Source organism: Pedobacter kyungheensis (assembly GCF_000812965.1).
Lineage (GTDB): Bacteria > Bacteroidota > Bacteroidia > Sphingobacteriales > Sphingobacteriaceae > Pedobacter > Pedobacter kyungheensis.
Map to the genome: position 1 here is coordinate 1 of NZ_JSYN01000056.1, position 7,207 is coordinate 7,207.

Genomic DNA, 7,207 nt, shown 5'->3' on the forward strand with positions numbered 1-7,207 from the left:
AAAAAAATATTGAACGAAGGCGATGTTTTCTTTGCGCCATCAAATGTATATCATGGTGTGGTATGCCTTGAAGCTGGATTACTGGTTGATATTTTCAATCCCCACCGCGAGGATTTTTTGAAGTAATTTTTAATTAAGTCGTCATGCTGAACTTGTTTCAGCATCTCTTATTTAGTATAGAGCCCCTGAAATAAATCTGGTAGCTATCGGATCAGGCTGACGGTTTGAAGATAACCTTCCTCCTTAAAAACTTTAGACCCTACACCCTAAACCTTCCACCTCAAAACCTACTCAAAACTCAGCCTCACATTTTTGTACCCTAAGCCTTCAATAATCGGTTTTAGTACATTGGCGGCATTGGTTTTAGTCTGCGTTAAAATATTCGACTTTTTCACTTCTTCAGCCACCTTTCTCTCTGCTGCTTTATAGGCTTCATCTACAAGATCCGCTTCCCTGAAGAAGGCCATTTTGGTATCGTACACCCGCGAGTTTTTATGGTCGATTTTGACATAACAGATTTCGGGCTGTGGCAAATTTACTACAGCAGTGTCCGCATCTATACGGATATCCTCACGGGTAATTTTTGTTAAATCTATACAGCCTACAGCTTCGGCTTTAACAATTAGCAAGACACTGGCTTCGGGCAAAAAATCTGTTTTGTTTTTGTGCTCTAAAACGTCACTAATTTGATACCTAACCAGTTCCAGTTTACCTATAGCCTCAATTTTCTCGACCAGGAGCTGATGTTTACTTTCTACAGTGGTATTGATACTGAACTTTTTAGCGATAAATAAGTAACCTGCAACCAAAAGGATTAACCAGGGTAAGAGGCGAAAAAAGATCTTCATATGATGGGAATAAATGCAAATTTACAATTGGTGTCTGCGTTTAACTGTACAATAATTAATCCATAAATGGGAGGTTACATTTTTTGGCAGAAGATTTGTAATATCAAAATCACACACACAAATAAAAACTAATCAACATGAAAAAACTTACCATCTTAATGCTTTGCATTGCCACACTAGGTTTGGCTTCCTGCAAAAAAGACACTATTGTTCAACCAAGTAACGCCATCTTAACAGTAGTTAAAGATGTAGCCCCTAGTGCATGGATTTTGAGCAATGACGGAAAAACATATTCAGCCAATCTTTCAGTTCCGGAAATAGATCAGTTTCATATTGACAATGAAGGAACCCTGGTTTACATTTCTTACAATAGCGGGGCAAGTTATATTGCACTACCTTTTGTTTATAATGTAGATGCCTATAGTTATGAAGTTTACAAAGGTGGCGTATCTATCGACGTACAAAGTTCAGATTATCAGGCAACAACACCTATAAAACCTACTTCAACAGTAAGAATTAAAATAGTTTTGGTAGGAAACGACCTTTAAGCGAGGCTTAAAACTCTAAAAAACGACTAATGTTCAACTGAACGTGGTCGTTTTTTTTATGCTCCCCTCTATTCAGTTGTAGCGCACGAATGTGAACGCCATTTCTTTCTACCAGCAGTTCTTCGTAAAAACCTTTGTAATACACATCTTTTACCTCGTAACGCCTGCTGCTCCAGTTATTGTTCACCTCTGCCCATTCGGGATAAAAAACAACAGTATCTTTTTGCGTTTTTAAGCCAATTTTTTCGGCATCCGAAGCTGGCAGTACTACTGCATTGCCTAAAATTTGCGCGGTATAAATATGAGCCGGGTGCTGATAAATTTCAGCTGGCTTGCCGGTTTGCAAAAGCTGTCCGTTACGCAAAATCAATAACTGATCGGCCAGGAATAAGCCATCGGCCGGATCGTGCGATACCAATATCACGGTTACACCCGTTTCGGCAGCTATGCGTTTAATATCGGCGCGTAATTGGTTTTTAAGCAGGGCATCAACCTGACTAAAAGGCTCATCTAAAAGCAAAACCTGCGTATCAGAAACCATGGCTTTGGCAATGGCTACACGCTGCTGTTCGCCACCACTTAGCTCAATAATCTTCTTATGCTGAAGGGGTAAAATCCGTAAATGTTCCATAATGGCCAAAGTTTTTTCAGCTTTGGTTTTCAGGTCGGTATTCGATAACTGTGAGGCAATATTATCGTATACTTTCGCATAAATGTTGAGCGAAAAATCCTGTGTAACCATTTTCATTTGCTTGTGGCCCGGAATCAATTGTTCGTCAGGTCCTTTAACGCGCTTATCTTCAAAATAAATTTCGCCTTCGTCGGTTTTTAACAAGCCATAAATCGATTTCAATAAGGTCGATTTTCCACTTCCGCTTTCGCCAATAATGGCTACCACATCACCTCTGTTGATATCGAAACTTACATTTTTAATTCCGCCGGCCTGTTCTGCCTGATATTGCTTGGTTAAATTTTTAACGCTGATTAGGATATTGCTCACGGGGTAAAGATAGTGAATAAGCTTAAAGCGGAAAGACTAAAGCTCAAAGCAAAATTACAACGGTATAGTAAACACTTCAAAAACGCTAAACAAAAAATCCTGTCTCGCCTAACCGAAACAGGATCTGTTCATTTGTGTATTGCCTCTCTGTCCTTCGGACATCTCCTGAAGGAGAAAATTGATTAGTCGATTAAGATTTAGGGGCCTTAGTTTAACCCAAAAGTAACGCCGAAGCTCATGTTTTTTAAACCAGCTTGCTGCGAAGTGGTAAACATATCGTTGAAATAGTATTTGGTAAACAAACCTAAACCGCCGTAACCAAAGCGGATTGTACCACCGTAGCGTACCGATTGAAAGTGGTAGCTATCGTATTGTTTCTCTTTGCCTCTTTCTTCGCTAATTTGTTTAATTTTTCCGTTTAACAAAAAGCTTACTTCCGGACCTAACACCAGGTAAAACCTTTTGCCGTTTTTGTTTTCTGAGGTACGGAATTCAAAATTTAACGGAATGTGTACATAGCTGCTTGAGAAACGGTTTTTAGAGAAATGTACCGGCGATTGATCGGTGTAAACAAACTCACTTGAGTTTTTAGCAATGGTAATGTCTTTTCTTAAACGGATCAGCGTCCAATCGAAACCACCAGCTACATACACTTTAAAATTCGAATTAAAACGGTAACCCAATTGTAAGATATCAAAAGAAAATGTACTGGTTTTGCCGCCTTTATAATCTAAAAAATCGTTAGCAGGCGATAAATTGAAGCTTCCGTTATCAATTAGTCTTGAGAAACCCAAGTCAACCCGGGTAAAGGTAATTCCACCTACAAAGCGGCCTTTTTTAGGGTCTTTGTTTACACTATCCTTATCATCTCTTGTTATTTTTACGATACCGTAATCGAGATCCTTTCTATTTCTTTTTGTTGAATCCTGTTGTGCAGATGCACCTGGAGCGATAACACCGGCAAGCCCGCTTACCAAAAGTGTTGTAAAAATCAGACGTTTCATATCTATGTGTTTGTTATGTTTAATGTTGTAATGCTTAAAAGTTGTAAGGTTTTAATGTTGTGATGTTTTAATGTTTATAACTGAAAATTGCCGATTGATAACTGTGAACTGAAAACTGCCAACTGAAAATTATTATTTCTTCCGTTTACCTATTTTAAAAGGCCCGATATTGATTGATGACAGTGAAGAATCGTCGTCGTCTGTTCTGAACTGGATAAACTTATCTTTCCTTTTATCAACCTTGTTTACAATCAGGTTTACCACATCGCCCACATTACGGATGCTTTTAGTACTCTGCTCATCATTATCGTTAATGGGCTCATCTATTTTTACAGCTGCTGGGTTAGCTGCAATTACAGTTTTATTTTCTGGTTGTAGAATGGCTTCTTCAATCTTAGTTTTAATATCCTTTTTAGGCTCTTCAGTTTTAGCAATTACCGTTTCTTGTTTTAAAACTTCAGGAGCGGTAACTATTTTTTGTTTTTCTACCGGTCTAGCCACTTTTTTAAGGTTAGTTTTAGCCAAACTGGTAACTGGTTTATTGCTAACCGGTAAAACGACTTCTACTTTTTCAATTGGTTTAACTGGTGTAATTACCAAATCTTTAACGGGTTGTTCTGCCACAACAGGTTTCTGCACTTTTGGGGCAACATAACTGGTTAACTGTTTAGGGTTAACATTTTGTTGCTGGTAAACCAGAATCCCCGCTGCAACTACCAATAATACAGCTGCTGCCGATAACCAATAAATGGGGATGATCCTTTTTTTCTTTGGTTCAATTTCACTTTCAATATTGCTCCATAAATCTCTTGATGGTGCAATCTCGGCATCGTCAAAAGCATTTTTAAACAGCTGATCAAAATCCTTATCCTGTATAGGTTGCATAACCAAATCCCTCCATTTTTAAAATTTCCTCTTTTAATATTGCCCGGGCCCTCGATAACTGCGATTTACTGGCCCCTTCTGAGATGCCCAGTGTTTCGCCAATTTCTTTATGCGAGTAGCCCTCTATTACGTACATGTTAAACACCATCCGGTAACCATCAGCCAGCTTTTGTATCACTTTCATCAGGTCTTGCATGCCCAAACGGCTAAAATCAAATCCTGTTGATGGTTGCTCGTAAGCTTCATCAATTTCAACTACATTTAAACTGCGCAGGTTTTTACGGTAACTTTCAATAGCCGTATTTACCATTACCCGTCTAATCCAGCCTTCAAAAGAGCCTTCACCCCGGTATTCCTTAATTTTCTGGAAAACTTTAATGTAGCCCATTTGCAGTACATCTTCAGCTTCCATCCTATCTTTGGCGTAGCGCATACAAACAGCCAGCATTTTCGATGCAGTTTGCCTATACAGCAGCTCCTGCATCTTCCGGTCGCCGGCTTTGCAGCCCTCCATCAAATCGTTTATCGTATAGCTTCGCGTCAATTTCATTGTGTGTTTGTATAGAGAAGATGATCAGTTGCACACAATGGTTGCATGGGGAGAGAAAAAAAGTTAAATAAAGTTAAATTTATTTTTATCAGCACTGATTATCAATGAGATAAATTAACTGCAATTTTTCAGGAAAGATAATATTTTATTTGAAAATGAACGGTGAGGGTTTAAAAACGATAAACCCCGCAGTTTTTTAAAACCTGCGGGGCTAGCAATTTATCTAATACCTCCGACTGAAGTCGGAGCCCATGGATGAATTTAGTTTTTCGCTTTTACCTTCCATCCTTTTTCACCTTAAACAATTTAAAATCCTGCTTATAGGTTAAGAAAAACGAATGATTAAACTGGAGTTGCTTATCGGTATTATCCAAATCAATATGCGGTTCGAAGCGAACATCCAGGTATAAATGCGGAATCAGTTCCTTTTGGTAAGCATAACGCAGGGAGACAATATTTCTTGAGCTTTGTCTTAAGCCTGAACTATATAAATTATCAGAAACCGATTCGTACAATGGCATACCTTTAATCGAAATAAAATTATTGCCTTTCCAGTACGAGGCAACCAGGCTTCCCCATTTGCTTTCTACCCCGGCATTTAACCAAAGACCGAAACCACCTTCGTAAGCCCTTCTTTTATCGGGCGACAAGTCTTTATACACCGCCACATAGTTATCGGTATATACCTGCTTAATGTTACTATTAATGGCTTTATGCAGTTTTAAACCTGCTGCCCCATTAAATAAAGTACTGATCGGAATTTCTTTAAGTATATCAATCTGGCCGCCCTGGTGAAAAGCCAGAAACTGTGCCGGTACGCTGAATTTCCAGCCATTGGCTTCGGCCAGTGTAGTTTCGGTAGATAAACCACCTATAATTTCTTCTTTAGCCGGATCGCCTTTATAGATCATTTTTTGCCAGGCAATCCAGGCATCTAAATTAAAGCGTTTGCGTTCTACCAAAAGCTGTGTACCGTATTCAACCGGGTTGGTAATGGTTCTTTCAAAATCGTAAAGCGGCTCGATGTACTTATGCTGAATACCGCCTTCTAAACTCCCGAAAATCAGGGTCAGGTTTCTTTTGTGGTACTTTAAACTGAATAAAGGCTTCGCATCACTTACACCATTTCTGCCAAAATCTTTGCGGATAAAAGCTCCGGCGGTAATGGCCAGGTTAGGGTGTGCATAATAAACAATCTGTGGTTGTAGCTGTGTACCATACAAGGTATATCCATCGTGAAAATCGTTGGTATACTCGTAATTGCGCACGTAATTGAAATTGTAGAAATTAAAATGTACCTCGTTGGTTAAACTACTATCGGGACGAATCCTGTTTTCGAACGCAGACTGATTAAACTGTGCTGAAGCTAAATAAGAACTACAAAGAAAAGATATAAAAAGTACGGTCTTTTTCAGACCCGTGGCTGTAAACATGAGCTTGGATTTTTATCGCCCAAATTTAGGATAGTTTTTCGTTTATTTAACCGCAAAGCACGCGAAGTTTACGCAAAGGAAACAAAGAAATTTATCTGGGTTAACCGCCAAGGCACAAAGACCACAAAGTTTTATTAACACCTTTTATTACAAACAATATCCTTAGTATCTCAGTGGCTTTGTGGTAAATATTATTCGCCGCGTTTTTTACGGTAGTTTTTATATAGCTTAACGGCAATCATGATGGCAAGGGCAACGCCCATAATACCAATTAAGCCATAAATCCAATTGAGGGCATTTTTTAAGATTACCACAAATACAATTGCAATCATAAAAATAGTAGCCAGCTCGCGCCACAAACGCAACTGAAAACTATTGAGCTTAAACTGATTGTTTTTAAGCTGTTTTACAATGTTTTGGCAGATGAAATGATAAATGAGTAAGCCAACCACAAATGCAAGCTTTACCCACATCCAATTAGCTTGTAAAAGGGCATTGTTCAAAGTAAGCATACCTGCCCCTGCCAAAACTGAAATAATCATGGCCGGAGTAGCAATAATTTTCCATAAAGTAGCCTCCATTTTAATAAACTGTTTCTGGAGGATACTTTTTTCAGGTTCAGGCTTATCGTTAGCCTCGGTATGGTAAATAAAAAGACTTAAAATATAGAATAAACCCGCCATCCAGCTAATCACAAATACAATGTGAACAGCTTTAAAGTATTGGTAATATGGTAACAGGGTTTCTATCATTTTAGTTATTCTTACACACGTCATGCTGAACTTGTTTCAGCATCTCATTCTAAAAGAGACCATGAAATAAATCCGATAGTTATCGGATCAGAGTGACGCATTTATAAGTAATTTGGTTAGTACCTAAACTCCTTCACTACCTCAATCGCATATTTTACATTATCGAAAGGAATATCAGGCATAATGC

General features: G+C 38.6%; 8 protein-coding genes. 1 reads left to right on the forward strand and 7 read right to left on the reverse strand.

The genetic code is table 11. The features are described from left to right. Positions 1–287: 287 nt before the first annotated feature. On the reverse strand, positions 288–848 hold the full coding sequence (locus OC25_RS26440) for a DUF4230 domain-containing protein (protein ID WP_039483514.1): 561 nt from the start codon (positions 846–848) through the stop codon (positions 288–290). 137 nt (positions 849–985) lie between these two features. Between OC25_RS26440 and OC25_RS26445 the strand changes: the two genes are divergently transcribed. Further along, the gene (locus OC25_RS26445; protein ID WP_039483517.1) at positions 986–1,396 is read left to right on the forward strand and encodes a hypothetical protein; all 411 of its coding nucleotides are present in this window, start codon (positions 986–988) and stop codon (positions 1,394–1,396) included. 7 nt (positions 1,397–1,403) lie between these two features. Here the strand turns inward: OC25_RS26445 and OC25_RS26450 are convergent, their stop codons facing one another. From OC25_RS26450 to OC25_RS26475, 6 genes are all read right to left on the reverse strand, one after another. Beyond that, positions 1,404–2,396: an ABC transporter ATP-binding protein gene (locus tag OC25_RS26450; RefSeq protein ID WP_052266502.1), complete on the reverse strand. Its 993-nt coding sequence runs from the start codon at positions 2,394–2,396 to the stop codon at positions 1,404–1,406. Positions 2,397–2,602: 206 nt separating this feature from the next. Continuing rightward, on the reverse strand, positions 2,603–3,400 hold the full coding sequence (locus tag OC25_RS26455; protein ID WP_039483522.1) for an outer membrane beta-barrel protein: 798 nt from the start codon (positions 3,398–3,400) through the stop codon (positions 2,603–2,605). A 132-nt stretch (positions 3,401–3,532) separates the two neighbouring features. Beyond that, the gene (locus tag OC25_RS26460) at positions 3,533–4,285 is read right to left on the reverse strand and encodes a hypothetical protein (RefSeq protein ID WP_039483525.1); all 753 of its coding nucleotides are present in this window, start codon (positions 4,283–4,285) and stop codon (positions 3,533–3,535) included. After that, a complete protein-coding gene (locus OC25_RS26465; RefSeq protein ID WP_039483528.1) occupies positions 4,266–4,835 on the reverse strand; it encodes an RNA polymerase sigma factor in 570 nt (189 codons plus the stop codon). The genes OC25_RS26460 and OC25_RS26465 overlap by 20 nt, the downstream gene beginning before the upstream one ends. 275 nt (positions 4,836–5,110) lie before the next feature. Next, on the reverse strand, positions 5,111–6,268 hold the full coding sequence (locus OC25_RS26470) for a hypothetical protein (RefSeq protein ID WP_039483532.1): 1,158 nt from the start codon (positions 6,266–6,268) through the stop codon (positions 5,111–5,113). 191 nt (positions 6,269–6,459) lie between these two features. After that, a complete protein-coding gene (locus OC25_RS26475; RefSeq protein WP_039483534.1) occupies positions 6,460–7,020 on the reverse strand; it encodes a CopD family protein in 561 nt (186 codons plus the stop codon). Between the last annotated feature and the right edge of the window lie 187 nt (positions 7,021–7,207).

Bases quoted from the DNA above. Each gene is read 5' to 3' on its own strand.
- OC25_RS26445 (WP_039483517.1), top strand. From the start codon at position 986: ATGAAAAAACTTACCATCTTAATGCTTTGCATTGCCACACTAGGTTTG.
- OC25_RS26470 (WP_039483532.1), bottom strand. From the start codon at position 6,268: ATGTTTACAGCCACGGGTCTGAAAAAGACCGTACTTTTTATATCTTTT.
- OC25_RS26460 (WP_039483525.1), bottom strand. From the start codon at position 4,285: ATGCAACCTATACAGGATAAGGATTTTGATCAGCTGTTTAAAAATGCT.
- OC25_RS26475 (WP_039483534.1), bottom strand. From the start codon at position 7,020: ATGATAGAAACCCTGTTACCATATTACCAATACTTTAAAGCTGTTCAC.
- OC25_RS26455 (WP_039483522.1), bottom strand. From the start codon at position 3,400: ATGAAACGTCTGATTTTTACAACACTTTTGGTAAGCGGGCTTGCCGGT.
- OC25_RS26465 (WP_039483528.1), bottom strand. From the start codon at position 4,835: ATGAAATTGACGCGAAGCTATACGATAAACGATTTGATGGAGGGCTGC.
- OC25_RS26440 (WP_039483514.1), bottom strand. From the start codon at position 848: ATGAAGATCTTTTTTCGCCTCTTACCCTGGTTAATCCTTTTGGTTGCA.